The sequence below is a fragment of the Bariatricus massiliensis genome (assembly GCF_900086725.1).
Lineage (GTDB): Bacteria > Bacillota > Clostridia > Lachnospirales > Lachnospiraceae > Allocoprococcus > Allocoprococcus massiliensis.
On sequence record NZ_LT574837.1, the window covers coordinates 202,222 to 226,986 of the forward strand.

At 45.0% G+C, this 24,765-nt stretch carries 14 protein-coding genes, 1 CRISPR repeat array and 1 riboswitch; all 14 genes read right to left on the reverse strand.

Annotated elements, in window-relative coordinates:
• Positions 1–50: 50 nt before the first annotated feature.
• Positions 51–3,326, reverse strand: coding sequence for a response regulator (locus BN6465_RS07040; protein WP_082891677.1), 3,276 nt, complete (start codon positions 3,324–3,326; stop codon positions 51–53).
• Between the two features lie 74 nt (positions 3,327–3,400).
• Entirely contained in the window at positions 3,401–4,672 is a 1,272-nt protein-coding gene (locus BN6465_RS07045; protein WP_066733176.1) for an ABC transporter substrate-binding protein, read from the reverse strand.
• 154 nt (positions 4,673–4,826) lie between these two features.
• Positions 4,827–5,300 carry a hypothetical protein gene (locus BN6465_RS07050; protein WP_066733178.1) on the reverse strand — a complete coding sequence of 158 codons (474 nt, stop codon included), beginning with the start codon at positions 5,298–5,300 and terminating at the stop codon, positions 4,827–4,829.
• Positions 5,297–6,106, reverse strand: a complete 810-nt coding sequence (locus BN6465_RS07055) for a hypothetical protein (RefSeq protein ID WP_066733180.1) — start codon at positions 6,104–6,106, stop codon at positions 5,297–5,299. Before BN6465_RS07055 ends, BN6465_RS07050 begins: the two co-directional genes overlap by 4 nt.
• Before the next feature lie 12 nt (positions 6,107–6,118).
• Positions 6,119–11,317, reverse strand: a complete 5,199-nt coding sequence (locus BN6465_RS07060; RefSeq protein WP_066733188.1) for a fibronectin type III domain-containing protein — start codon at positions 11,315–11,317, stop codon at positions 6,119–6,121.
• 186 nt (positions 11,318–11,503) lie between these two features.
• A riboswitch (cyclic di-GMP riboswitch) is annotated at positions 11,504–11,586 on the reverse strand.
• 230 nt (positions 11,587–11,816) lie between these two features.
• Positions 11,817–12,572: a CRISPR direct-repeat array (repeat unit 32 nt; unit sequence GTTTCAATCCACACTTCCATACAGGAAGTGAC).
• Positions 12,573–12,752: 180 nt separating this feature from the next.
• Entirely contained in the window at positions 12,753–14,990 is a 2,238-nt protein-coding gene (locus BN6465_RS07065) for a TIGR03986 family type III CRISPR-associated RAMP protein (protein WP_227183611.1), read from the reverse strand.
• A complete protein-coding gene (csx19, locus tag BN6465_RS07070) occupies positions 14,987–15,652 on the reverse strand; it encodes a type III-D CRISPR-associated protein Csx19 (RefSeq protein WP_066733190.1) in 666 nt (221 codons plus the stop codon). Before csx19 ends, BN6465_RS07065 begins: the two co-directional genes overlap by 4 nt.
• The gene (locus tag BN6465_RS07075) at positions 15,633–17,132 is read right to left on the reverse strand and encodes an RAMP superfamily CRISPR-associated protein (RefSeq protein ID WP_066733192.1); all 1,500 of its coding nucleotides are present in this window, start codon (positions 17,130–17,132) and stop codon (positions 15,633–15,635) included. Before BN6465_RS07075 ends, csx19 begins: the two co-directional genes overlap by 20 nt.
• On the reverse strand, positions 17,119–19,266 hold the full coding sequence (locus tag BN6465_RS07080) for an RAMP superfamily CRISPR-associated protein (protein WP_066733195.1): 2,148 nt from the start codon (positions 19,264–19,266) through the stop codon (positions 17,119–17,121). The genes BN6465_RS07075 and BN6465_RS07080 overlap by 14 nt, the downstream gene beginning before the upstream one ends.
• Entirely contained in the window at positions 19,263–20,885 is a 1,623-nt protein-coding gene (locus BN6465_RS07085; protein WP_066733196.1) for a Cas10/Cmr2 second palm domain-containing protein, read from the reverse strand. The genes BN6465_RS07080 and BN6465_RS07085 overlap by 4 nt, the downstream gene beginning before the upstream one ends.
• Positions 20,869–21,849 carry a DUF6602 domain-containing protein gene (locus BN6465_RS07090; RefSeq protein WP_066733197.1) on the reverse strand — a complete coding sequence of 327 codons (981 nt, stop codon included), beginning with the start codon at positions 21,847–21,849 and terminating at the stop codon, positions 20,869–20,871. The genes BN6465_RS07085 and BN6465_RS07090 overlap by 17 nt, the downstream gene beginning before the upstream one ends.
• 11 nt (positions 21,850–21,860) lie before the next feature.
• Positions 21,861–22,769, reverse strand: coding sequence for a CRISPR system precrRNA processing endoribonuclease RAMP protein Cas6 (gene cas6, locus BN6465_RS07095; protein WP_066733198.1), 909 nt, complete (start codon positions 22,767–22,769; stop codon positions 21,861–21,863).
• Positions 22,770–22,914: 145 nt separating this feature from the next.
• Entirely contained in the window at positions 22,915–23,244 is a 330-nt protein-coding gene (locus BN6465_RS20135; protein WP_074017773.1) for a hypothetical protein, read from the reverse strand.
• 273 nt (positions 23,245–23,517) lie between these two features.
• On the reverse strand, positions 23,518–24,474 hold the full coding sequence (locus tag BN6465_RS07105; RefSeq protein WP_242868061.1) for a PDDEXK nuclease domain-containing protein: 957 nt from the start codon (positions 24,472–24,474) through the stop codon (positions 23,518–23,520).
• Positions 24,475–24,765: the final 291 nt, after the last annotated feature.

A 24,765-nucleotide genomic window follows, 5' to 3' on the forward strand; every position in this document is an offset into this window, starting at 1 on the left:
TAGATGATTACTCATCTATTTTGCAGCGCTCCCTTCACTTCTTTGTTATTTTAGTCCTCATTCTCAGACAGATAGAGATGGAGTATCCGTCTCAGCTCCGTCAAATCAACAGGTTTTGCCAGATGGACATTCATTCCCGCCTTGTATGCTTCCCGCACATCCTCCTCGAACGCGTTGGCAGTCATAGCAACAATAGGTATTGCTGCTGCGTCTTTCCTGTCCAGAGCACGAATCGTTCTGGCCGCCTCATATCCATCCATGAGAGGCATCTGGATATCCATGAAAATCATGTCATAATATCCTTCAGCGGACTCAGACAGTTTTTCCACCGCTTCCACACCGTTGCGGGCCTCCGTCACATATGCCCCGGACTCCTCGATCAACGTCCGTGCAATCTCCATATTGATTTCATTATCTTCGGCAAGCAAAACATGTTTACCGGCAAAATCATCTGATTCGCTGTAGTCTCCGGTATTCACCGCTTCCTTCTCTCCGCTCAATTCCTGAAGGAGATAACACATTTTAGAGCGGTAGAATGGTTTAGAGAGAAACGCAGTCACCCCTGCGCTCCGGGCTTCCTTTTCAATTTCCGACCAATCGTAGGCTGTCAGCACTATCACAGGAATATCCGGCCCTGCCTCTTCCCGTATACGCCGTGCCGCCGTTATTCCATCTAAGTCTGGCATCTTCCAGTCAAGGATGACCAGATTATACGGGTCTTCAGTATCTTTCATCTGCGAGAACTTATGGACGGCCTCCTTCCCTTTCGTTACGAACTCGGCGCGAAGTCCCATAGTTTCCAACAGTTCTGCCGCATTTTCACAAATGCATAAATCATCATCGGCAACTAAGCTCCGGACTCCAAGCCAAGCTTCCGGAACTTTTTCCGGCTCTTCCTCCATCGGTTTTAATGGAATTGTCACAGTGAAAACGGAGCCCTTTTCAGGTTCGCTCTCTACCACAATATCCCCATTCATCATGTCGACCAGATTTTTTGTAATAGCCATCCCCAGACCGGTCCCGGCTACTTTGCTGCTGGTTGTATCGCGGCTTCTCTCAAAGGGCAGGAACAATTTGTCCAAAAATTCCCTGCTCATGCCAATCCCTGTGTCCGTACAAGTAAATACATAATCGTAGTATCCCTTGTGCAGCTTGTTTTCCTGCCTCACTTCTACATGGATTTTTCCTCCGGCAGGTGTATATTTCACAGCATTGCTTAAAATATTGAGATATATCTGGCGTATCCGCAGAGAATCCCCGATAACTTCTTCCTCTTTCAGAAGGGCAATATGAACATCCAGTTCGAGTCCGCCGGCCAAGGTCTGTGCATGAACCAATTCGATTGTATCCGATACTAATTCTGCCAGATTAAAGGGTTCCTCCCTCAATGACAGTTTTCTGTTTTCTATCTTAGACATATCCAGCACATCGTTTATGAGGCTGAGTAAATGCTTGCTGGACAGCGATATTTTGTTCAGGCAGTCCATAACTCTCTCGGTATCCCCCACATGTGCCGCCGCGATTGCCGTCATTCCAATGACAGCATTCATTGGAGTTCGTATATCATGTGACATGTTTGACAGAAACTGGCTTTTTGCTATATTGGCGGCCTGCGCACTCTCCAGTGCGCTCTGCAGCGCGGTTCTCTGTTGTTCTTCTTCATACTTCTGTTCATCGATCCGCCGGGAGATGAGAATCCCCAGCTTATCCTGTGAATACGGATTATCCACCGCTATAATCTGGCTGGAAGTCCAATGATAAACGCCGTCTGACATCTTTTGTTTTGATTCAAAAAATATCTCGTTGCGTCCCTCTTCTAAGGCGCAGCGTAGACTATCCAGCGAAAAACGACGCTTGAATTCTTCTGCGTTATCCTCGTGTACCGTCAATAGCATATCATTATATAATTCACTATACGTCTTTTGCCCGCCTAGCGGCAGCATTAAATCCGGCTTCACATAGACAAAATTCAGGGCATCCTGAGACAAATTCAAACTGATGATCACCGGATACGCGTTGGATATAGCGCTGACAAGCGTCAGCCGCTCCTGCCGGCTCCTGCGCTCTTCCTCCTCCTCTGCAAGCTTCTCTTTTGTGATATCGTGTATCGCCGATATAAACACGGGCAGGCCATCTTGATTTAAAGTTTTTTCTACGATTCCGGCCGCCCAAAAATAAGTGTCATCGGTCCTTTTGATACGAATTTCAAATATATTTTTATGTCCATTGGCCTGCACATCCTGAAACAAGCGCATAATTCTCTCATAGTCATCCTCATGTACCACGCTCCGGAGGTTCTGCCCTTCCAATGCATTGTCGGCCGCTTCTTCAGGATAACCCAGCAGACGCCGCCCTTCCTCATTGAGCTGTAGAAGATAGTAGGGCTCTTCTACCGTCATCAGAGCTATCCCCTCGGGTACCGCGTTATATAGGCGCGCCGTATAGTCGACTTGATTGCGCAGCACGCGGTTCATCTTCTTCACATACCGGAAATATAAGATGACCAAAAGTGCGATTCCGATAAGGATGCCTCCTATCAAAAGGAACGTGCGCAACAGTATCTGACGCACCTGTGCTTCGACAACATTCATAGGTATGATGGAGACCATATTCCAATCCGAGCTCAGTTTCAATGGGGTAAAGCAAAAGACGGTTTCTTCCCCCTGATAAGTCAAGGTCGCCCAGCCAGTTTTTTCATTGGATAATGATTCCGCAAATCGCTCCATACTGACAGCGTCATTGTCTGATTCCCGCAAAATGTCATAGAGGTTCTGCACTGTTTTATTACTATTGGGATGCGGCGGGCGAATCAGCACATCACCGTTTGTCCCTACCACGTATGAGAAACCGGCATCATTGTAAAAAGAGACGCTGAATGTATCTACAATCTTATCTATCTCGTATTCCTTTACAAGATAACCGCTGGTTCCATCCTCCAGCATCACATGCAGAAATAGGTTGAATACATTGACACCCGTAGCAGTGCTTATATGTGGATCGATGACTCCCTGCTCCTCACCCGGTTCGCTCAAGAGGTCAGTCACAAATCGGTCTGCCTCCATTCCCCCCGAATAACTGTCCCCATTCGTCAAATACAGGGCCATTCCATTATCTACAGAATTGTATTCCTTCAATAAATCGTTCAGGGCATCTCCCTGCGCCCTATTATATGCTTTCAAATGGACAGCCATATTCTCCATAGCTTCTTTCTGGCTCCGGAGCTGGACTTGAAGTGTATTTTTCGCCTGCTGGGTGCTCTCCATAATGGTATTTATAGACTGCTGCCAAAGCTGCTCATGTACCTCTCCCACGAAAGAAAACATCATTACACCAAGCGTGGCAGCCACAAGGACAGCTATCAAAAATATAGGCCTTTTTGTTTCTTTCGTCCTTTCTGCTTTCACGATACCATTCCCTCCATCGTCTGACGGTCAATCCATTCTATTACCTCATCCAAATCTTCACCCTCCAGAATCTTTTTGGAAGCCTCTGCCGTCACTTCCCAGACAGGAATATTTAATAATGCATCTGCCCCGATTACGGTCCTTCCACTCGTATAGTCAGAAATCAAAGGCTGTATCTCATTTACAGATGACGGATTTCCATTGTTCATCGGGCTAAATGAGCATTGTTGATCTGCGAATTTCTGAATATTTTCTGACTTTGTAAAGTACTCCACAAATCTCATTGCAGCGTCCAGATGCTCGCTGTCCGCGTTGACGCTCAGCCTTGTGTCCGGATTGATAACGAGCATAGTGCCTTCTTCCAGAACAGGCAGAGGCGTAACCTCAAAATCAAGTTCCGGGTTCATGGACTTGACACGCCCTGCCGCCCAAGCGCCGGTCAGCATAAAAGGGGCCTCTCCCTTTACAAACTCTTCCAAGTCATCCGACGTCTTCTTCGTGGTCAGCGCCATCTCTCTGTCTATAAATCCTTCATCCACAAATTCTTCCGCAATGGAAAATCCGGGACGCAGGAAATCCCCCAGCTTTTCCTCTCCGTTGTTAATCTCATTTAAAATTTCTGCCTGTCTGCCACTCTCATATGCAGAGTAAAATCCCCGCCCAATTGCCAGTGTTTTTAAAGAAATATCATTATTGGCAATAATAGGTGTAATGCCTTTTTTCACAAAGTAGCGGCATACTTCCTCCCATTCTCCCAGATTTTCAGGTATCTTCTGCTCATGTTCTTGAAGCAGCTCCATATTGCAGTAAAGTCCAAAGGCTGAAACTGTAGTAGGAATCCAATGAATTTCTCCGTCTTCCTCCATCTGGTCTCTCATCAACTCTGTATAAGAGGAGATGCTGTCTAGTCCCGACAAATCCGCGACCTGCCCTTTCTTTTCTAAGTCCAGCATGACATCATGATTGACCATGAACACATCGTTTCCTTTGCCCGACTCCATCCTCCTTTGTAATGCCTCAAAATATTCTGCTCCTTTTAAGCTCTCATAGGAAACTCTAATATCGGTATTCTCCTTCATAAAACCAGATATAATCTGCTCTATAATCCGGACGTTCTCCGGTTCGTATTTGAATCCAAAGAACGTAATTGTAACCGTTTCCCCGTCTGCTTCCTCATAATTCACTACTTGATTTTTCTCTCCGCACCCCTGAAAGACAAATGACATCGCTGCAATAAGGACGCTCAAGATAATTATTCTCTTTTTCATATGGCCTCCGCCTTTAACTCTATTCAAATATAACTCAGTTTATCATAGCACAGTCGGCAGTTCTTCGCAATAAACAGGAAATCAAAAAGAGGATATCATTCGGCAGCCACATTGTTACTACTCTCCGATATCCTCCTTTATCTGATATTTACTTTTATTTTCGCAGTTTCCGCCAAATAACGGCCGCGATTGCCACGACGGCCGCAGCCATCACCACGATTAAAATGGTGACCGGCGCCTTGTCTCCCGTAGCGGCCACATTATGCTTGGAATCATTATTCCTGCCGGCCCCTCCAGAAGGAGTCTGTTCTCCCGGAACAGGGAATGCTCCGGCCTCTTTGATTTCCTTGGTTGTAAGCACATAATCAGAGCAGTGCGCCAGCTCAAAGGCCACATATCCATCTACTACTACAATATCCTTCTGTACAGGCTCCATTGCCTTTGTTTCCGGATTATAGTAATAAAGATACAATTCCTGCCCGTCCGCGTAGGTTCCGCCCACATAAATTTTTACCTCTGCCTTTCCCGGCAGTTTACCGTGGTGCGCGAATGAAAGGATCAAGTTCTTCCCGTCCTTGTGCATAAGCTTTTCTATATCCGGATTGTTTTCTCCTACCGTCAGCTTCATATCACAGCAATATATTCATAGTCCAGCTGGTCGCCGCGGAAGGTGAAAGAATACAGCAGCCTCTCTCCGTCCTTTACCGCAAATGTCACGGCCTTATCCTTTCCTTTCAAGGCCTCGAAGACCACTTTCTGCTCCTCCTTGGAAAGACTGCCGTCAGCCCCTATTTGATATACTACCTCCGAGGCGGAGCCTTTGTAAAGCTCATTGACCACATCGGAAGCATTGTCAAATACCGGTGGAGTTTCCGGACTGACAGAATCCCCCGGCTTCTCCGGCTCTACAGTCTCGCCACCCTTGCTGAAAGTAACCTTCATATCCTGCAGCTCTTGTGCCTCCCACTCTTCCGTCTGCCTGCTCTGGCTGACCGTCTTCACAGAGAGTGGCACTATGCTAATCTCATAATCTTCGGCTTCTGTACTAATCTGAACAGTCCCGATAACATAACTTTGTTCTTCTTCATCAAACAACGGCTTTGTATCTGAGAGAAAAATATTCAGCTCTTTTTTCTCTTGATTATATGTATAATCTGCTATCCGGTAGGAGGCGGCGGCCGTCTCATCAAATGTCACCGTCACTCCGGGTGTATTACCCGAAGTGTCCATGACCTGCATCGTAATCTGCAGCGCGGCAGCCCCGCTGTCTACCATGTCTTTATCTGGCCGCAGCGTCAGTTCGGCGCTCACCTGTTCCTCATCCGTCTTCCATTGTATAAGCGAATCATCCTTGGTTTCCTCTGCCGATACCGGCATGCAATATCCGAATATCACAAGCAGAAGTAGTGGTATTAACCTTTTTATTCTTTTCATGTGCATCTCCTCCTACTTGTTATCTTGAATCTCTATTTCCGGCAGTGTCTCTGGCAGCTCTGTCCAAAGCGTATCGCTTACCAGACGCTCCCCTTTATTATTTTGTGCGTTGTCTACCCGGTAGAGCTCCGCCCTTACCTGCCGGGGCAGAGTGCCGTCCTTCTCCATCTCGGCCAATTTCTGAGGCTCGATATAGTATATCCAAGTGCCGGAAGAAATCTCTCCCAGTTCTCCCTTAGCCGGTACTTCCGCAAAGATAATCTGCGTTCCAGCTATGATCTCATTATTCTGATTGTATAATTTCACAGCGTTATAGGCCGGATTGCCTTTGTATTCTCCTGTAAATATGAGCGAGCCTGCCGGAATGCTGCCGCCCTCGGCATTCTCATCCAAAATGTAATCCGCCTTCAGAATACCGATTCCATTCCGGAGCAGCTCTACATTGTCTCCCGCCGGCCCAAGGATATCAATCTCTGAAATCTCTACTTTCTTTTGTCCCTTTACCACAAGCTTCAGATAAGAAGCGTCATACGTGTACATCCAGCTGTCATCTTCTTTGCTGAAATATACAACAGCGGTCCCGTCATCATAGGACAGCGTTCCTGATTTTGCCAGCTCCCACTGAGAATTATCGTCGCTGACATACACCTCATATTTCTTAATCGCGTCACCGCTTCCCTTCGGCGCCGTAATCTTCATTCCGGCTGCCGCAATTGTCTCATTAAACTGGAGGGTCAACTGTGGCTCGTTGGCAGACGTCCCTATATAGCTGTCGCCGTAATCATCATTGTATATTTTGTCGATGGCCGATACCGTCTCCGGCTCCGGATTTTCATCGGAGCCTTCTCCTTTTACATCCTCCGGCGAAGTCATGTTTGTTGTCGCCGACCAGAGATTCTTTGCCACGCTTCCGTCATGGGAAATCTTAATCGGTTCTGTCACTGCCTTCTCCGTCGTGTTGAGCAGTTTATCGTATCCTACCACTTCGTAGGTGAATACACGGTTATTTACCGTTGCGATGGTGTCCGTAAATAGGGTTTCCCCATCCTCCGCGGGGGCAAAACCTATCACCTGTCCGTTCCGGTATATCTCATAACCCAGCATTGCACTCTGGTCAGCAGCTGTGTTAGACAGCTTCAACGTCACCTGCTTTGAGTTTGTCTCATTTTGAAGCTCTACATTGACTGTACTTCCCGAAGCCACGTCCCCGCCGCCTTCGATTCGGTAAACCCTTGCCTCGTCGGTGATATAGCAGAGGTTTCTCGTCTCCTGCGGGAACTGGGACGCATAGACTATAGTATCCTCATTCGGCGTCATTCCCCACTTTTCGAAGAACGTCAGGAGATTTTTGCCGGCCGCCGCACAGGAAAGACGCATGAACTTGTTGTCCGTATCCGCACCCGCAAGAGACAGGCCTCCCGGCGCAATGGACGTATTTCTTGCGTAGGCATCCACCCTCGCAAAGAACAGGTTGTCAAACTGTTCGGAATAATCCTCGTATGTCTTATAATTATAGCCATTATCGTAGGCCAGATGCAGCTGCCAGTACATAGCCAGACTGGTGAATACACTGGATGCTCTCCCCTTTGTCCCGGAAGTCACTTTTTCATATACATCGGCATACTTAAATCTTACTTTGTCGTTGGTCTCGTCGGCCTGTGCCAAAATCGAAAAATAATTATTGGTAATCTCGGCAATAGCATAATCCGGCTGATTGATGATATGCCCGATCTCATGGGCGATGCCCCAGCCAAACAATTGACCACTGACATACTTTCCATTGTCGCTGACAACCGGCTGTGACTTGGCCAGCCCGGGAATGCTTCCCCACTCAATACCGATGTGCAGTCCTCCGGCGTACATGAACGCCCCCGCAAACATTCTCATATAACGGATGTTCAGCCTGCTCACCGGGAAGCTGTTGCCTGCCCCATAATTTTCAGGGACTGCTTGATCGGTCAATCCTTTATGCTGATAGAACAGAGTCACCATCTGTTCCATGGCTTCCAGTGACTGGTAAAGTACCTCTGCCTGTTCTTCCACCGAACCGTTTTCCGCCTTACTGCTAATGCCCTTCAAAATTTGTTCTGCGGAGACAGAGTACATCACCTTGTCCAGCACAATCTCCGTGGCGCCTAAAATACAGTTCTGCTTATCATATTTATAATTGCAGTGGCTGTCGTCTTGATTCAAATGCTGGCTGTCATGCATCTCTTTTAATTTCGGGACATAGGCATTCAGCTCCTCCACATAGGCAGTTACAGCGGCCCGTTTCTCGGCTTCACCGTCTGCTCTTGAGAGATCCAGCATAGGAATCTTCGTTCCTCCGCTCACTCTCACCTGTATATTTAGGCTGCTGTTCGTCCCAATAAATTCAACATACAAGCTGCCGCCATGTTCCACGTCAAGACTGCTGATTGCCGGCATGACCACAATATTTTGTCCTTGTTTTAAGTTGGCGACTATCACCTTGTTCCAATTTCCGGATTCTGCATGGTACTGGCTGGCAATCAGACGCACCTGCGTATTGGCACCAATCGCCGTATTCGGCCTTCCCACGTAAACCGCAAGTTCTTCCCCTTCGTGGGCCGACACGCCCAGCGGCTGCCAGGAATTCAAACCGGATGCAATCTTCAGCACGTTATCCTTTGATTTTATGATACTTGTATCCACCTGTATAGGCGCAGATAGATTTTCATCCGCCAAAAGCCTGCCCGCATTTTCAATCTCTCTGAGAAGAAGTTCCCGTCTCGGATGATATTCCCCGCTCACCTCATCTTTTGTATTGGCACGCTCTTCCAGCGCTTTGATTTGTTCTTTCGTCACGCCTTCCGCTAAAGTCAAGTGCAGGCTGTCCGCATACAACGCCCCCACTTCTTCGTCCAGACTGTCGTAATAATAGAACTTCATCTCGGCTATAGAAACACTCTTATTTCCCACCCAGTATTGGGCCAGATTGACCTGTACCTTTTTCGCGGTAAATGGCTTATCAAACCACAGCTCATAATATATCTTCCCGTTAGAGCTTGTCTTCGTAGTGAGGAAACCATCGATCGTATTCACCGAACCGTTTTCGTCCCAGTAGCGAGTCTTACAGTAGGCATAGGTACCCTGCTGGCCCGCGTCCGGAATGATTGTAATCCGGTTCATCTCATAGGCCTGATCAAATTCCACGATCGGAGACGGTTTTCCGGAATTGTATCCGCCCGCATCCCATGAGTCGATGCTCCAAGAGGAGGTGTAGTCATTATCCACCACCGTCGTCTCATTTTCAGGCCGGTTATGCGGATATTCAACCTTAGTAATGTGGGCAGTGGCATTTCCAACGCCGTTATCCGTGTTGATTAGTTTGTAATTAGACGTGACCGGAGGCTCAATATCTATAGTAGTTCCGATATACACCACTGACTTTCCACTTGTTCCGCACTCATTTGTCCCGGTCAGATATACTTCATACGTCTTTTTTGTCTCCAAATCGGTAAGCCGGCAGCTTGTCTTGGTGATTTTCTCCACCTTCTGATACTCGCCTTCGCCCTTTACTCGGTAGTAAAGAGTATAATAGTCCGTGTCCTCCATCTTTTTCCATGACACGTCAAGCAGGCGGTAGCCGCCCTTGATACTTACATTTTCCGGCGCATCGGGCGCTTTGTCCGCCACCGGTACCGCATCCACCGCGTCACTGTAACCGCTGCTCCACTCGCCGTTCACCGACTGTACCCTGACCCGGTATACTTCTTTATTTTTCAATTTATCATTTCCGAAAGAAGTGACTGTGAGACGGTTCACCGACGCCGGCACCACCACAGTTTTTCCCTCGTATGTAATCTCGACTTCATAGCCGGAAACATTTTGCTGTGCGTCCCATGTAAGCGTAAACTTTTTATTACCCGGCGTCACCGCAAGCTTCTCCGGTACATTCATGACCGGCGCCGGAATCCTTGATTCCATATCATTTAAAAATTCTACTTTGCCAATATCGGCGAGCTTTGTACTTCCGGTATCGGTCACTTTTATCGTGATTTTCTTTATGGCCACCTGATTCCCAAGATTCACCACCAACGTGCCGTCAGGCTCCTGCGTAATCGCGGCAGCGGCCCTTGTGCGCAGATACTTCCTGTTTCCTCCGATGATAAGAGTCTCTGTCTGTTCTTCCCCATTAACATCTTCATATGTGACCTCGACGGAGCCTTCCTTTATGGTATTCTCCGAGCCTTGGACTGGAGCGATTGTGATGCCGCCCGCCGACAGCCCTTCCTGTGCCGACAAGTCAAAACTGATTTCCACCGGATTATCCTTTGAAATCACCTTGTCAGAGGCAGGCTTTACGGATATGCTTCCCGCACCTGTGAGGACGTCCTTCACGCTTCCCTCACTTGCAAGCTGTGTGCCCTGCCCTACTTCCGCCTCCACTTTGGCCTCATCGATCAAGGCAGTCCTAACCACAGTGGCCTCTGTAGATTCGGTCCCATAACTGTATGTAAAACATTGGAGATCGGCCAAATCCACCTTGCCGTCCCCATTGATATCATAAACCGCCTCCTCGGAAACTGCACTCAGCGCCTCCAGTAAAAGTACGCGGTCCGTTTCATTTAAAGCGCCGTCCTCATTGATGTCCCCATAAATATATGTGCCGGGATGTGCCGCTTCCTTATCGATGACAGTCGTTCTGTCCGCCAGACGGATCTGCTGGTTCATCACCTGAACGTCAATATTCTGGCTGTAGGCGAATCCTGCTCCGGCAAGTTCCAGACGATAGTTTCCTTCTGCCAGTCCTTTAAACTCGACAGATGCTTTACCGTCCTCTTTCTCAGATACGGCTAAATTCCCTCTGGCCGCTTCTGTATTCTCGTGATACAGCACCACTTTTACACGCTCTAAACGAGCCTTCAAATCTGCGATAGGAAGGCTGCAGGTCAGATCTATCGCTACATTTCCTAGCTTTTCCCCCAGCTCGGACATTGTGTTTACCTGCTCCTCATCCACAGATCCGTCCTGTGTCTGCTCTGCTTCTCCAACAGTCTCTGCCTCCGGAACTTCTCCCGGCTCCCCATCTTCTACAGACGTATCCACTTCCGGCTGTTCTTGCTCCCCGGTCACTGTCTCTGTTGACACTTCAGGCGCCTTCGCCCCTTCTTCTTCCGCATAGACGGTGGCCGATGACAACTGCAGCGTCATGCACAATATCAACAGCCATGCCAATTTTTTCCTCATATGCTTTTCCTCCTCAATATAACTTTACTCCTCAATAAACAACAAAAAAGACGGTATCAAAAAGGCATTGATACCGCCTGCAGATTTATGCGCACTGATAGCCAGAAAAAGCTGAATCCCCCTTATTCCGTTCTACCCCCTAATTAAAGCTGCCATCCACAAAGAATGGACTTCTCTCATTAGTACATCTGCGGCCCAGCCATCCTGCTCAACACACAGGATCTGTGGCTTTGCGTCACTGCCTCACGACAGTTTTGCCTTTTCTGTAATAATATTGACACTCCACTAACTTAAAATATATCATTTCACTTTATCCCTGTCAATCGCTTCAAGAAATTTCAATGCTCGCAGATTATTTCAGTCAATTTGCATTTACTGTCGAACATAGTTTTTTCCGATTGCAGCAATAATGATGCGTAACTTTATCATCAGCTTTTCATGGCGGACTTTCGCATAGGAAGTGACATAAGAAGTTCCTTATTGATGATTACTTTTTTGCATTTCGATCCACACTTTCTCACAGGAAATGACGCACTTTGGCGGGATGACTTACGGGAAGCAAGTCGTTTCAATCCACACTTCCATACAGGAAGTGACAAAACTTGATTATGATGAAGAATACAACCTAAGTGTTTCAATCCACACTTCCATACAAGAAGTGACCAAGGACGACCTTACAGAAGCAAAAGAAAGTGAAGTTTCAATCCACACTTCCATACAGGAAGTGACTGGGCGAAAATGAAGAAGGAGAAAAAGTAACACAAGTTTCAATCCACACTTCCATACAGAAAGTGACTATGTTTAACTCATACCTTATAGCAGCGCACATGTTTCAATCCACACTTCCATACAGGAAGTGACGTTATCGTACACGCTGGTAATGTCCGGGACGGTGGGTTTCAATCCACACTTCCATACAGGAAGTGACATATTTCACCATCGCCGGATAGTTGTTTTTGACGTTTCAATCCACACTTCCATACAGGAAGTGACGCTTCTGGGAATCCATTGGCTAATAGTTGGGTATTGTTTCAATCCACACTTCCATACAGGAAGTGACTTTTGCAACGGTCTCTTCTTCCCTCCGTGCTGGTGTTTCAATCCACACTTCCATACAGGAAGTGACGACCATTCCCATTCTGTCCCGTCTTCATTCATGTTTCAATCCACACTTCCATACAGGAAGTGACGAAAAACGATTAGAAGATTTATACAGCGATAATGTTTCAATCCACACTTCCATACAGGAAGTGACAGCAAAATTGCACAATTTTTCCAATCCAAAATTATGCTTTTCTACCATATTTTATACCATTTCTATTAACATTACAACCCATTATCCCCCCTCTACCTTATTTATTTCCCTCTTTGTTACTGTTTATCAGGTGCGAATCTCTCGGGGATTTTATGTCCACTTCCCATTCGCACCTGACATTCATTTCCTCTTTCTAGTTAAATCACGTAGTGCCTTTTTCCCACATAGATTTTTATCAATCTCTTCCTCCGCCTTAGGTAGAATCTTGATAAAGTTATGATGCAAATTATCTTCCCCTTTATTAATTGTAAACCATTGGTGGGAACCACTGGCATTTTCTTTACCTTGAACATCTCTCGATTTATCCTCTCCAAACGGATATCTGACATTATCAGGTCTCTTTTCCCAGTTGGCCATCACCTTAAGTGCTTGTGGCACTTTGGCAATATCAACAGGCGAATCTTCAAAGAATTTCTCGAAGCTCTCATTGCCATTTGCGCCAATATCCATCATATACCACCGTCCGGTAGTTTCATCAATTTTTCTTATATGGAGTTCGTCAACATTAATCCTTACACTGCCAAATCCCAGCGGTTTCGCCCTCCCTATCTTATGTGCGCAATCCGGGTCTCCAAAATCAAGCGCCCACTTTAGCTGATTTAACTGTTTTTTGCTGAGACTTTCAAAATAAACTCGGAATTGAAAGATAGGTTCGGAATCTAAATTATCTGCCGGCTTCATCGGACGTATTCTCTGTCTCATGGAATTAAGGCTGTTACCCTTTTTGTAATCTTCCATCCTTACATCATGATGCCAGTAATATTTTCTGCCTCTAATTCTCGGCTGAGAATCATCCAAGTCTACCCTTTCTGTTTTTTTAATCTTTTCCGAGCAGTTATACTCATACTTATACTTATATTCATAAGTCCAATACCCTTTTTCTTGCCCTATATTGCAACCATCAGATTCCTGATAAGGTGGCTGTGTATAAAATTCAACGGCACTTGGGCGGGGCTCTCCCAGTTCCGGCAAAACAACAGGTTCTTCGAATATTTCTTTTATATTTGCCGGGGGATTTGCCAATTTAGCATCTGTTATTCTTACTTTGGAGCCATACGCAAATGTTTTAGGTTTCTCTGCCTTTTCCAACATTCCGAATATCTGGCAGGCAGGGCAAAGTGCTTCCCCTACGCAAGGCTGATATTCCCCATTCTTCTTTAGTATCGAACTTATCTTTTTCGTGAATACTTCTTTCCCGATACAAGCAGGCGACAAGTACAAACGCCCCTCCTCTGTTTTTGCATAGTAAACAAGCGTCCCCTTCTCTGATACTTTATACTCATTATACCATTTACCACCTTCAGCCTTTCGGTTCTTTTTTTCATTCCTATACTCATCCAGCAAAACTTGTAATAGTTTTACATCCCTGTCTAATACCGGAATATCTTTCCCGCTATTTTTTTGAACCTCAAGAAAAACCGCCTCATGCTTTTTCTCTTTAATATACTCACCCTTATGAAGATAACCCTTTTTAAACGCCTCTGCTCCTTTTAAATTAGGATTGTAAGATTTATATTGAATTACCTTATTTTTTTCAGTTTTAACCCATATTTCCTTTCCTTCTTTCCATGTGTTATAAACCGTTCTCTTTACCATGCTTCCTCTGTTAGATGTATTGGCTTTTTCTTGATTCTCTCTCTTCTCTTCCTCCTGCTCGACCCGAAGCCTTGCCATTTTGCACGGTCTTAGGAACCACCTTCCTGATTTTTTTCTTAAAATCCCCGGCTGTTTGACCTCAATCACCCTCCGAGAAATATCACGTTCTCCATCAACGGAGGACATACATCCGTTAAAAGCTGCTTCATATACGCTGCGCACAGCACCTCTGATTTCACTGCCGGGTATTACCGGATTGCTTGGCGGAAGCAGTAGCTCATCTGTATACGGTCCTTTTTTTGACAAATCATCATAAGAAAAAAAATCATACTCCTTTACTACATAGTCTTTTGAATCATTCTTTGCATTATCTACCTCATCTTTATTGGTAAGAATTTTATAAGCTGATGTGTTAGGGATAAACAAATGTGTCAACAAGCGGAGGCTGCAGTCAAAATACCCCATATAGCCTATATCTTTTTTCCCTTCTAAACTTTCACGCTTACATTGTCCTTCAAAAGGTATAAAATTATATGGATTTACAAACCGTTCTCCTTCTTCATATTTTTCCGGCTTACGCTGCGCTAAACCGTAAGGTGTATTTCCGTTTTTGCAGGATTGTTCTTTGCCTCTGTTCTTATAATTTTTCTTTTGCCCTCCCACATTTGCAGGGAAGGGGTTAGTTGTTCTTATAGGGTCTTTCTTTTTAGAATCTTTTTTTCTGTTATGCATTTCACCTTCATCTATGCTATATCTGTTCATTTTATCCCCCCTATCCACCTTTCATGCTCCCATTGGCAGAATCCCTTCATGCGTATGTCTGTCTGATAAACCAGTTCCTGATTTTCAGCATTTGGAATCCGCATATATCGTCTTACCTCTATGGCAGCGCCAACCCGGTTACAAACTTCATGATTCTTTGGTTTCTGAAGCTTCATCGGTATCTGTATCTGTGTCCCCCTGCCGGATGTCAGCAGGCTCCAACCGGAGATTCCTCCCTGATTTTCTTTTCTCACTTCCCCCCAAAGCTTCTGCTTTTCATCCATGTAATATTCTGTCTCTTCGTCGGATTTTAGTCCGTCAGTAATTTCTGTTTCCCCAACCGCATGTATCCTATCCGAACTTCCGCGAAACCGCCCTTTCCATTTGTCTCCGGCCGGCTTCAGCCATAATTCTACAGCTTCATCAAAAATACGCAATTCCCTTGTATACTCCCACGGAAGAGGCTCTAACGCAGTATGGTTTCCTAAGCCTACGTAGAATTCTCCGTTTTGATATTTCCCAAAACCAACCGCATAATCTAACACAACATAAAGATTGGCTCCATTCGGAAAATATTTTTTAACCGTCTCCTTTATCTCCGCTTCTGATGTTGACTCTATCTTTTTATATCCTTCTCCGACATTATCCTTCTGTACGTTCATCCTCTGTCTCCTTTGCCCATCGCACTGCCCTTTGCAAATACATTTCTTTTTCCTGCTCACTCAGCGGCTGTCCATCCAGTAAGATTCCCTCTCCTATTTTACCTGAACCACTAAAGATTCCCCTGCCGACCGCCGTCTCACCGCCAATCGGAAGGATGCCTGCCTGCAAATCGAGAATCGCCCATAACAACAGTCCGCAGATGATATCGTCCGAATCCTGCGTCCCCTCTTTATGTCTGCCCTTTTGTAAGAAGATTTTCAAAAGCACGTTCCCCCCTGCCCAAGGAACCTCCTGATATAAGGCACCTTCCACAGTCCCTCCTGTGAACCGGTCAATGGCGTTGCGAAATATCGGAAGCGCCCCTCCGCCATTTACAACCGTCTCCTCAAATATGATTCTGGAGACGACGATATCCTCACCATTCCCGTCATTCTTTCCATCACTTTTCACCCATGTGCCAAAGAAAGGGCTCAGCCTGCTCTGTGCCTTTTCCCAACTTTCAAGATGCGCAATCTCTTTTATTATCTTGGCTATGTGGTTTCGGAACGCACCTGCTATGCTGCTGCCGGGTATCAATGCCGCTTGCGCGCTGCCCCCTGTCGTCGTCAACTGTCCGTAATCCGGCATTTCGTCCTCTTTTTTAAAGGCCGTGCTGTATGTCCTGATTAATAACGTGTAAGGGATGTCCAGAGGCACTTCGAAACAGTGCGTAAATTTTCGGGCTCCATCCTTCCCTTCTGTGGTTAGCCATTTGGCATACTGCCCCTCTGCCCCTTTCGTTACATCTATGGATTCTTCCGGAAGAAATGCATCGGGATTCTCCCAATCCCATTCCAGCCACTCCAAATAAGATGCTTGTTCTTCCATATCAAACTTTTTGATTCGAACCTTTTCTATGTGAAATCGTCCAAATCCCCTCCGGCTCCTTGCTCCCAACCGGAGTTCCCCTGTTGTAAACCCATACACCCAGCTCCATACCAGCCGCAAATCCTCATCCATAAGCTGCTTTAAATCATTCTGCGCCTTTTGAGATTCCCGCTCTATAAATTCCAGCCTCATTTTAAAATTCGCATTGCTCTCGATAATCTGAATCTCATATTTTGATTTGGGCTCCGCCGTCTTTGCCTCTCCAAGCCTTACCCCATCACGGATTCCCATCTGTGCGTTTTGTATCTTCGTATCGTATACGAATATCCGGCTCTGGCGGTCACTTTCTGCACCCGGAGACTCATCCTTCGGTTTTCCAAAAAGCTGATTTGCTTCTTTTTCCCGTCCGATTTCACCTGTATATGCCCGTAGTGCCCCGGCCAGTGCGCTGCCCGGAATAAAAGGATTTCCTTTACTATCCAGTATCACATCTGAATCCGTCTCTTCCTGTTCTCCTGAGCCGACAGACAAGGCAGATGCAAGTCTTCCTTCCAGTTCAATACAAAGGCGTCCGCAGATTTTGTTATATCCAAAAGACTCACTGTAATTCATCATTTTCCTCCTTATCCCTGCTTCTCGCTTTCCACTTTGCATTTTCCAAATAATGCTTCATAAATTCATAGGACTCGCCCTGACAAGGCTCCAGCAGTTTCAGCACCCGTTCCTTTTTGCTCTCTTTGACTATCATCTCAGCTTGTAACTTCATCTCTTCATAAAGTCCGGACTCCCCATTCCGGCTACGCAGTATCTGCAACAGAAGCTCTATGGAAGAAGAAGGCGGAAGTTCTTTTTTGGGGATTTCATCCAGTTTATCTAATGAAAGGTTTTCGCATTTTTTCTTTTCTTCACAATAACTGCATAACTGTGCCAGCATGCCGTCATCGAATTGGCTTTCTGACCTATCCTGAACAGGAGGCTGTCCCTCGTCCGAGTTACAGATACTTCCCCCTTTACTCACGCTCGACCAAGGCTCTAATTTTATCTGTCCGTAGCCTTTTCCGGTCATCAGCCCCCATCTTTTCCCTTCCAGTTCGCTTATCCTGATTTCCTTATCTGTATCTAATGTGATGTAAAATGCACTTCCGGCCGCTAATGCCGGATAGGAAACGGAGGGCATCCTCCACTTGCTGTTATAACCGTTCACCACTGTATAGCTGCAGGCCGACTGAAAGCCCTTAACCGAATATCCTATTATTTTTTCTGCCTGTTCTTTTATACTGCTCCATTCAATAAAAGGACCGCTGTTTTTATCATCCTCCGGAATCATTGGACTCAAAAGCCATACCAGCCATTCCTTCCCCGTAACTGCTGAGCCTTTCCCCTGCCCTGACGGATTTATGCCTTTTATACAGAAAGTACATTCCCCGTACTCTGCTGTCCTTGAGCGTCCAAGCCTTAGACGCCATGCGTTGTCCGCCAGACATTCCGTAAGTTTTTTGATGTCTTTTGTCATCCCTTTCCAAGTCCCTGCAAACACCTGTCCTTTTGACAATGCAATATATTCGAAGAACTGCCCCGTCTGGTGGGTGGTATCCTCTGCACGGTCATTTAATGCATGGGCAATTCCTCTGTCTGCCGGGCGTGCGTGGTGAAAGTGTATCTCTTTTTGCGGTACGGCAACATGCAATTTGCTGTCTTCCAAAAATATCTGGCCACCAATCTCCTTCCTGCGGGGATTTTCACACCATATGTTAAACCATTCGCTTTGCGAATCCTTTTTCACTGCCAATGCCTTCGGGCACGGTACATACTGTTTGTCTCCCCTTTTTAGGAAACCATAGCCGAACTGTACCCCATCCCTAAGAAATATTCTCCTGAAGCTCTCGTCTTCATGCGAATTCGCTCCTAACGAATATTTTCTGATATACATACCTGCCAGCGCCCCTAATACCGCTGTCCCCGGCAGACAATCCATCTGCGCCTCGGAATCCGTCTCCACAATTACGGGGGAATCCAGTCTGATTTCATACGCCAGTTCTACTTCCTCCTCCGGAGAAAATTTTTCTAGCAGTTCTCTCTTATCCTGCTTCACAGGCACTGCACAATCCTGATTTCCGGAAAAAACCTTTTCTAACGAACATCGTACCTCCCCGAACCCTCTGGTAATCCCGAGCCCCATATGGCGAAATCCCTTAGCGCAAAGTTCCAATGCCCTTTCACCTTCATCGCTCAGTTCACCTTCCAGCCAGGCTGTCAGCACAATTCCTGCCGGAACAGTCTGGACGGTACGCAGAGAATGTGCCTGTGCACTCCCCAATTCTGCATCAACAGCAGTACGCGCACGCCTTCCGGTAAATACCTCCTCCAAAAAACTTTCATCTATCTCCAGACAGCTCTCTGCCGCCTTCCGAAACTGTTCATAGTCTTTGATAATGAAGCTTCCTTCCTCATTCAACCCAAAAAGATGCTTAGGCGCAGAATATAAATGGGCATCCTGTATATATACACCCTTTTCACATTCTAAGCCCGGAGCACCAAATAGCTGCTTCAGCACATCTGCTTCTATAATCCCATTGTCAGCCATTTCCCGGCCCGCCTCCACCAGACAGCCCTTAATCCTTTTTGCCGGAACATAAGGGATGCCATATTCCAAGGCTGTCTTTACATTGGTAATCCCCGGCACATTCTCACCGGTCGCCGTACATAAATCGCTCTTTAGCACAATCTTTAAATCCCATCTCTTCATCGGCTTACCTCTTCTTGTATATTTAAAAATTCTTTCAGTATATCCAACCGGCACATCCCCCTGACTTCCAAAGCATCAAACAGCGGCGATTCCTGCAAATTTAGGTTTCCTGCCAGCTTCTCAATATGATATCCCCTAGACAGATACTCTCTTTGTAAGTTATCCACTTCCTCTTTGCCCCTTTGTATTGCATGATAAATCTTATGCAGCCTGTTCGCAGGCCAGTCTTCCATCCTTTTCAGCACCTCGTACAAAACATTCAGACTTCCCGGCGCTGTCTCTTGTATCTGTCCACCGACCGCATAAGGTCTGGCCTGCCATTCCTCATTCCCCCGAAACGCGCCTATCTGGCTTTCTTTAATCACCTCGAAGTCAAGATATCCCGCTTCCGGGTTTCCACTTTCGCTATACCACTTTTTCTTTGCCCTCGAACAAGATTCTTCGGCAATCTTGTATGCCTCATAAAAAGGAAAATGGCTGTGCACAAATGCAATTCCGGCACATGCCGTTATCTTTTTTGTTTTTTCCTTCTGCAAAAGGGATAGCTGCTCCATAAATCCTGCGGCTATCGGGATTGCTAAATCTGCCGTACATATAAATGTAAAATCATCCCCGTCCAGCAGAATCGGACGCATAGGCAGTATTTTCTCCCCCTCTTTGCTTTCTTTCATCAATTCATTTTGATGCCCCCATAATTTCCGAAGTACTTCTTCATAGGTTTTTCCGAAAAGCATGGCTATCTCTTTCGACTTTTTACGGAGCAACGGAACCCCTTCTTTATATTCCGTGTGCATATCCATTATCTCTTTAACCTGCGCTCCCATTCCATTTCCATCAATATGTACTACTGCAATATAGCTGTCTTCCCCGGTCTTCCTGCACAGCATATCCGCTTCCTCCGGATATACATATTCAGCTCCTTCCCCAATCTCAGGATATAGCCACTTGAAGCCATAACTGGAAGAATCGCCCTCCTGCTCTCCATCTTTTTGAACGCCGTGTATCTGCTCATATGCATTCTGCTTCTGATATTGGATTTCAGTCAAATACTCAATGCTTACCCCGTCCTCTTTTACATGACATATACTATGTGTAATTGGATGATGCGATGAATTATCCCGCTCCACAACGGGAAACAGCGCCAAGACAGGCTGACGGACCATTTTCTGCTTATATTCCGCCAAGCTATCATCTAACCGCTTGACATCAGACCGAAAGTCTATAAGCTTTGTGTCAATACAAGCGGCCGCAAGATAAAGCCCCTGACAGTTCTCAGCTACTTTTCTGCCCAAACGTTGCCCCACCTTGATATACTGCTCTTTTGTTCTATATAAAACGACTGCATTGCCGCCGCCAATATAGACAATCTCAGCCTGAATCCCATCATCCTCCGGAAGACTTAGGCTATCCTGCCTGTCCCACTTAGTTATTACGGTTTTAACTTCACCTTTATCAGACAATGCCCCTTCCATTGCCTCAGGAAGAAATTCCTCCAGAATCCTTGTTACCTGATAGGATGCCCCTGCGTTTTCACGGAGACGGTTCGTTGCAAATATATAGCTCTGAATCCCACTCACATCATATTTCGCTAAAATATAATCATTACTTTTCTTGTCCATGTTCCTTTTCCTGCCCCTCTCCTTGTTCTCTATCATAACCTTTCAGTATCCTATTAAACATGTCTGCATATGCCCGGTGCGGAAAAAGCATCGGATTATTTAGAACCATGAGGAGCTGGTTCAATTGGAAAATCAGGGAAAGGAGGACATTTTCTTCCACTTCACCTTCCTTGCCTTCTTTTGCCTGTCCGACTTTTAAATCTTGGAGAAGCCGCGGTCTCGCATTGCTTGTTTCATCTTTGTTGTATATTCTTGCCTGTCTACAAGCTTTCTCTTTTCTCAATTCACGAGATTCCGGCTCTGTTCCTTCCATTGCATGATTCAGGGAACGATTCCACGTATTTAATGAGCCCTCTTCCTCTCTGACAAATTTAATTAGTTTTTTCTTATCTTTATCTACTGTCAGTATGATATCAAACTCTTTTTTTAAGTTTTTATTTGTAATATTTTCCGCCAGCGCGCACAAAATTTTGATTGGGCGGGTAGCTGTCTGAGTCACCTCCCTTGTGTCCGTATAATTATCTGCCATTCCCGTTGCCATCCTTGTGACCGAATCCAATGAAGTGAGAAGTTTATCTATTGATTTCGCCCATTCTAAAATATCTTCTGGTTCTATGCAATTACTCTTACATTGCACCACGGCAGCCACTGCCTCTATGGGAATGAATCTGACCCCTTCATAATTAAAAATGTAGGGGGTATATAATTCATCGTAAATAGCCAAATCAACTTCTCTTGATTTGTTTTCATATGAGTCAATAATGAATACCCCTTGTTCAATACAATACTTTTTAGGTATAATCCTTTCAAATAAAGATTTCCATACGTTTTCCCGATACATCCCTTCTGTCAAATGATGATTGAAAACGTCCAGCATCAATTGATTCACAATTGAATGCTCTATCTTTTCGTAATTCTGAGCAAGCATCTTCATAACATCTGTGTAAGTCTTTGTATTTTCCATATTTTCTCCTTCTATCTATCATATGATATCTCATAGTGCCCAAATCCAATCGTTGCCCCTTTCCCAACTCTCAGATACCGTCCGACCTCCAATATCGGCACAAAACCGGATAAATCCCCCTCATACAATACCCATCCTGTTTTAGACGGAAGCTCCAATTTTCCCGTCTTTTGGTTCATTGAGTATCTGGAAAATTCCACATCCTTCCAGTCTTCACACACGATTCTGATTTGTTTCGCATGTGCAAGCAAATTTTCCTCATCCCACTCCATACAAAAATCGGTATAGGCTGTCGTCAATAATGATATTCTCCGAATCATAAACTGCATTAGCACCTCAAACGGCAATGTCTCAAATAAATCCCCACCTGATACGATTCTAAGCGGCGTATCAAATGTAAGACATGCATAGGAAACTTTTCTGTCCGCTATCATGAGCGGCTTGGGGTATAAATTGCGAATCCAGCTTTTCCCTCCGGCATAAATCAGAGTTCCTGATTCCGGTTCTATTACCTGCCTCAGCCTAAATGATAGCCGTTTAGCGCCCCATCCCTTTTGGTCAACCGCTTGCAGCGCATCCAGATAGACACCTGCCTGTTCCGCAGCTTTTCCAAGTAACGTAAGATCGAATGTGCACACATCCCCCTTCTCCCAATTTTCCTTTCCTTGTCCATGAACATACAGTGTATATGGATTTACTGCTCCCGCTTCGCCTCCAGTATTACTGAAGCATTGGACATAAAGGCAGGTCCCCCGTTTCTCACATCGAAAGCATTGTTCCTGCTGTCGGTCACAACAGAAATCACGAATACAATGCCCCAGAATTCCTCTTACTGTAGAGCCAAGATACCCCGGTAAAGTACCTGATTCTTGACACTCATAAGACGCCCGCAGAGTTATTTTTTTCAAAAATTCAAACATATCCGTCCTCCCCCTAAATACTTTCTTCCATTATATACCAAATAACGACAAAAAAGAAAAAACAGTTATTAAAACGCTAAAATGTTTATACTTTTTTAATAATTCAGAAAAAAGGTGTCAGCTTTTGCCGACACCTCAATTTCAACTATTCTTTTGAAAACTTATATTTTCCTTTCCCGCGACCTGACACAGGTTCAATAATTCCCGCTCGCACCAATTTGGAAATCAGCTTAGATGCACTTGAATTTTGCAGTTCAAGTAACTCCACGACTGCGCTCCTACCAAAAATTTCATCAAAACCAAACTTTTCAAACATTTTATGGATATGAGTGATTGTCTTAACTGAGAAATCTACTTCCTTTCGTGAAAGTATACTCTCAATGTCTACTTTTTTACTTTGAATGTCTATTTTTCCCTCCCTGAAAAGTCCACTTATGTGTAGATTACGATTGTTTAGCTCATTCTTTTCATTCAAAAGAAGATTTCTAAGAAATAGCTCAAGGTACTCTGTTGTTTCGTGAATATCTTTTTGTAAATTGGTATAATTAGCACGAACAAGTCTATATTTTATATAATTTTATATTCATAAGTCAAGACTCTCGAAATCTGAACGCTTCTGCTCTTCTGCAAACTTCAATATCTTATCCATCAATTTTGGCTCTCGCTTCTCATAATGACATACCTCGTGTTTTTCTCTTTCTGATACAACCTGTTTCAGATAAATATATCATACTACTCTTCCCAAAATTTATTCATCCACCTCATTTTCCTGCTGTTGCAGGAGGAAGATTGCTTTCTGTGTTTCAATCTCTGCTCTCAATTCTTCTTCGGTCGGCAAATACAGTTTATACTTGGAAGCAAATAGCTGTTCATTTCCGTGAAGCACGGAATATTTTGCAACATCTTCATCTGTATCAGAACACAGTACAATTCCGATTGTTGGATTATCTCCTTCGCTTCGTTTGCGTTCATCGTACATACGAATGTACATATCCATCTGTCCTACATCCTGATGTGTAATTTCCTTTGTTTTTAGGTCTATCAAAACAAAACACTTGAGAATATAATTATAAAACACAAGATTGATATAATAATCCTTTTTCTCGGTATGAATATGCTGCTGCCTTGCAACAAAAGCATATCCTTTGCCAAGTTCCATAAGAAACTTCTGCAAATTGGTCAAAATGCTTCTTTCAAGGTCACTTTCGGTAAAATCTGTGTTAGGTGCTAATCCTAAAAATTCTGCTACTACCGGATTTTTTATAAACTCCAGCTTGTCGTTTTGATACTCGGCTGTCAATTCTTTCATTTCATTTTCTACAAGTTCCTGCTTCTGCGTCTGAAGCATACTGTAGTAATACTGTGAAGAAACATTACGCTGTAATGTTCTGACACTCCATGTCTGCTCTATGGCTTCTTTCTCATACCAAGCACGAGCTTTTTTATCTTCCACTTGTAAAAGAATGCGATAATATGTCCAAGAAAGTAGCACTCTAGATTGTTGCCTCAGTGAGGCAACAATCTCCGGAAACATTCTATAAAAACGCAAACAACGATACAAAGTGCCTTTATCATATCCCTTACCATAGCGATTCGTCAGCTCTTTTGAAAGTTTTTTTATAACTTGAAGTCCATATTCTGAACGCCCCTCTCCACCCAATTCTTCCTCAGCAATTCGGTATCCGATGAGCCAGTTTCTTTGCACAAGAATTCCACCGAACAGCAAGGGGGGGATCATATCTTTTTTAAGGCTGGCGAACAAGGCAGCCTATTTGTTGTGTCATAAAATAGTTTGAAAAAATCTCCCTTTATACCTTGACAAATCTTAGCAGGTCTTGGTCTTGGCTGTATCCTTCCCACTACTAGGGCGGATTGGGGACTTTCACGCGTTAGAAACGTGCGCCGCAAGGCGCACAAAAAGGGCACTTTCTGAAAGATTTTTCTTTCAAAAAGTGCCCTCAACAATCAATCTTGTTGGAGTAGTTTAACTGACAAC

Excerpts from the sequence above, each read along its gene's own strand:
- BN6465_RS07080 (WP_066733195.1), bottom strand. The coding sequence starts at position 19,266 with ATGAAGAGATGGGATTTAAAGATTGTGCTAAAGAGCGATTTATGTACG.
- BN6465_RS07060 (WP_066733188.1), bottom strand. The coding sequence starts at position 11,317 with ATGAGGAAAAAATTGGCATGGCTGTTGATATTGTGCATGACGCTGCAG.
- BN6465_RS07090 (WP_066733197.1), bottom strand. The coding sequence starts at position 21,849 with ATGGAAAATACAAAGACTTACACAGATGTTATGAAGATGCTTGCTCAG.
- BN6465_RS07065 (WP_227183611.1), bottom strand. The coding sequence starts at position 14,990 with ATGAACAGATATAGCATAGATGAAGGTGAAATGCATAACAGAAAAAAA.
- BN6465_RS07085 (WP_066733196.1), bottom strand. The coding sequence starts at position 20,885 with ATGGACAAGAAAAGTAATGATTATATTTTAGCGAAATATGATGTGAGT.
- BN6465_RS07075 (WP_066733192.1), bottom strand. The coding sequence starts at position 17,132 with ATGAATTACAGTGAGTCTTTTGGATATAACAAAATCTGCGGACGCCTT.
- csx19 (WP_066733190.1), bottom strand. The coding sequence starts at position 15,652 with ATGAACGTACAGAAGGATAATGTCGGAGAAGGATATAAAAAGATAGAG.
- BN6465_RS07050 (WP_066733178.1), bottom strand. The coding sequence starts at position 5,300 with ATGAAGCTGACGGTAGGAGAAAACAATCCGGATATAGAAAAGCTTATG.
- BN6465_RS07055 (WP_066733180.1), bottom strand. The coding sequence starts at position 6,106 with ATGAAAAGAATAAAAAGGTTAATACCACTACTTCTGCTTGTGATATTC.
- BN6465_RS07045 (WP_066733176.1), bottom strand. The coding sequence starts at position 4,672 with ATGAAAAAGAGAATAATTATCTTGAGCGTCCTTATTGCAGCGATGTCA.
- BN6465_RS07040 (WP_082891677.1), bottom strand. The coding sequence starts at position 3,326 with ATGATGTTTTCTTTCGTGGGAGAGGTACATGAGCAGCTTTGGCAGCAG.
- cas6 (WP_066733198.1), bottom strand. The coding sequence starts at position 22,769 with ATGTTTGAATTTTTGAAAAAAATAACTCTGCGGGCGTCTTATGAGTGT.